At 46.8% G+C, this 2,421-nt stretch carries 3 protein-coding genes; all 3 read left to right on the top strand.

What is annotated here, in order from left to right:
- A partial coding sequence (locus KDK13_RS06595) for a M20/M25/M40 family metallo-hydrolase (RefSeq protein WP_257284183.1) occupies positions 1-267 on the top strand: 267 nt, incomplete at its 5' end.
- 82 nt (positions 268-349) lie between these two features.
- The gene (gene argA / locus KDK13_RS06590) at positions 350-1,714 is read left to right on the top strand and encodes an amino-acid N-acetyltransferase (RefSeq protein WP_257284182.1); all 1,365 of its coding nucleotides are present in this window, start codon (positions 350-352) and stop codon (positions 1,712-1,714) included.
- A 137-nt stretch (positions 1,715-1,851) separates the two neighbouring features.
- The coding region (locus tag KDK13_RS06585; protein WP_257284181.1) for a hypothetical protein at positions 1,852-2,421 on the top strand (570 nt) is incomplete at its 3' end.

The following is a 2,421-nucleotide window of genomic DNA, read 5'->3' as shown; positions in this document are numbered from 1 at the left end:
CAAAACCCAGGGAGGAACGGAAGACTTGCCGGCCCTGAGAACTCCGCGCTGGCCGCGGCCTGTGAGAAGCTGACAGGGCATCCGGCAGAGAGCGCCGCATTTGGTACAGAAGCTCCATTCTTTAGCCGACTGGGCATGGATACTGTCGTTCTGGGCCCGGGTGATATCGACCAGGCTCACCAGCCGGATGAATACCTCTCACAGGATCGAATAAGGCCAATGATTGATATTTTGCAGTCATTGATCAGGCAGTATTGCTTATCTTGAAGAGAAGCACTTGACGATATTCTTTTAGCCTGGGCATATGATGCCCGGGGTGGCTTTTAATGGGTAAACCAGTGTGGCTTGTGTGAAAAAAAAGGATAATTCAGCAGACAGCGTAGAAAAGTACGTGAAATTTTTCCGTCAATCCTCACCCTATATCCATGCCCACAGGGGTAAAACCTTTGTGATCATGCTCAGTGGTGAAACGCTGGCTCACCCAAACCTCGGCAATATCATCAGTGATATTGCCCTGATGAGCAGCCTGGGCGTCCGGCTGGTGCTCGTACACGGTGCTCGCCCCCAGATTGATGAGCGATTACGGGAACGAGGCATTAACACGGTTATTCATCAGGGGGCAGCTGGCGATGACAGACCGCATAATGAACGACGGGTCACTGACAGGCAGAGCCTTGAGTGTGTCAAGGACGCCGTAGGAAATATGCGAACCCTGATTGAATCAAGGCTTTCGGTTGGGCTGGTTAACTCGCCCATGCATGGTGCCAGGATTCGTGTGGTCAGTGGTAACTTTGTGACCGCCAGGCCCCTGGGTGTACTTAATGGCATCGATTTTCAGCATACCGGCGAAGTCCGTAAGATAGACAGTCAGGCTATCGATCATCTGCTGGACAGTGGTTATGTGGTCTTACTCTCCTGCCTCGGACTTTCCCCCACCGGAGAGATTTTCAATATTGAGGCAGAGGAAGTGGCTACCCGGACGGCAATCAGTCTGGAAGCTGAAAAATTGATACTCTATGGTGAGCAGCAGGGGATTTTTGATCATCAGGGACATCTGATCAATAGAATTTCACCCCATGAAGCCGGTAAAGAACTTCACTCGCAAACTGGTGAGTCGGCAAGACTGCTTTCCTCAGCCGTTACCGCTTGCGCCGATGGCGTCGAACGGGCCCAGATTATCAGCTATCAGGATGATGGGTCACTGCTGATGGAGCTGTTTACCCGTGATGGCGCCGGTACGCTGATTTCCCGGGATCACTACGAAGAAGTCCGCAGGGCAACCATTGAGGATGTGGGCGGTATTCTTGAACTGATCCGCCCTTTCGAGGAAAAAGGCATACTGCGCCGCCGCTCCCGAAAAGAACTGGAACGGGAAATAAAGCTGTTCAGTCTTGTTTTGCTCGATGGCATGATCATCGGCTGTGCATCTCTCCACCCGTACCATGAAAATGGCATCGCCGCTGCGGAACTTGCCTGTGTTGTCGTTCACCCTGAATATCGCAAGGCACAGCGCGGTGACCGTTTACTTGCGCATATTGAAGCGTTGGCGGAAGAACAGGGCATGAATGAAATCTACGTCATGACAACCCAGACGACCCATTGGTTTATCGAACGGGAATTTACTGAAGTTGCCTGTGATGATTTACCCGCAGAGCTTAAAGCAAAATACAACCCCAAAAGACAGTCAAAGGTGCTTATGAAGACGATCGGTTAACGTTTAAACTCAGGAATTCATAGCAGAAACCGGTTACTTTACTCCGCTGTGGCAGATAGGAAATTTCCAAAGCGGAACTTTTTAGTAAACTTATGTTCAAAACAAGATGAAGGAAAGGGGAAGAGAAAGGTACAATTATGAATTCATCAGAGTCCATTGTTGCTCGTTTCCCCAGCTTTTCTCACTATATAAGGTCAAGTGAATTTAAAAAAAAACCGAAAGCCAATGTATTCACCCCATTGAGAAAGGTAACGTCAACACCCACCAAAAATAATGATTTACCACTGACTCCAGAGTTAAAATTTGAAATTATCAAGTACCTTCGATTGAAAGATTTTGCTGCCTTCAGCTCAATCAATGTCAAAAATTATCTTTCTCTCAGATCGGATGACTTTCTGATTGAAAAAGTTGTCAAGAAAGAAATTCAATCAAGACTACTTGACGTATTCAAAGATTTAAAACAAAGAGCACAACAATATACTTTTGTAATAAATGCAGAGATTGAAACTGATCAGCACCATAACGCTGTCGTACCAGATATAGCCATCTCTCCGGGTCCTTCACAACTTATCCTGACCTTTAATATTGAAGAATATACTCCCCGATCATTTGATTTCCTTAAATTATTTCAAGAACTCTGCATTATTGCCAAGGATGACTCAATAAATGAGCTTTCAAGAGCGCATATTTGTTCATTAGCAATAGAT

The organism is Endozoicomonas sp. SESOKO1, from assembly GCF_024606265.1.
GTDB lineage: Bacteria > Pseudomonadota > Gammaproteobacteria > Pseudomonadales > Endozoicomonadaceae > Endozoicomonas.
Note: the sequence above shows the minus strand (reverse complement) of the source record. Positions and strands in the feature narration are given on the sequence as shown.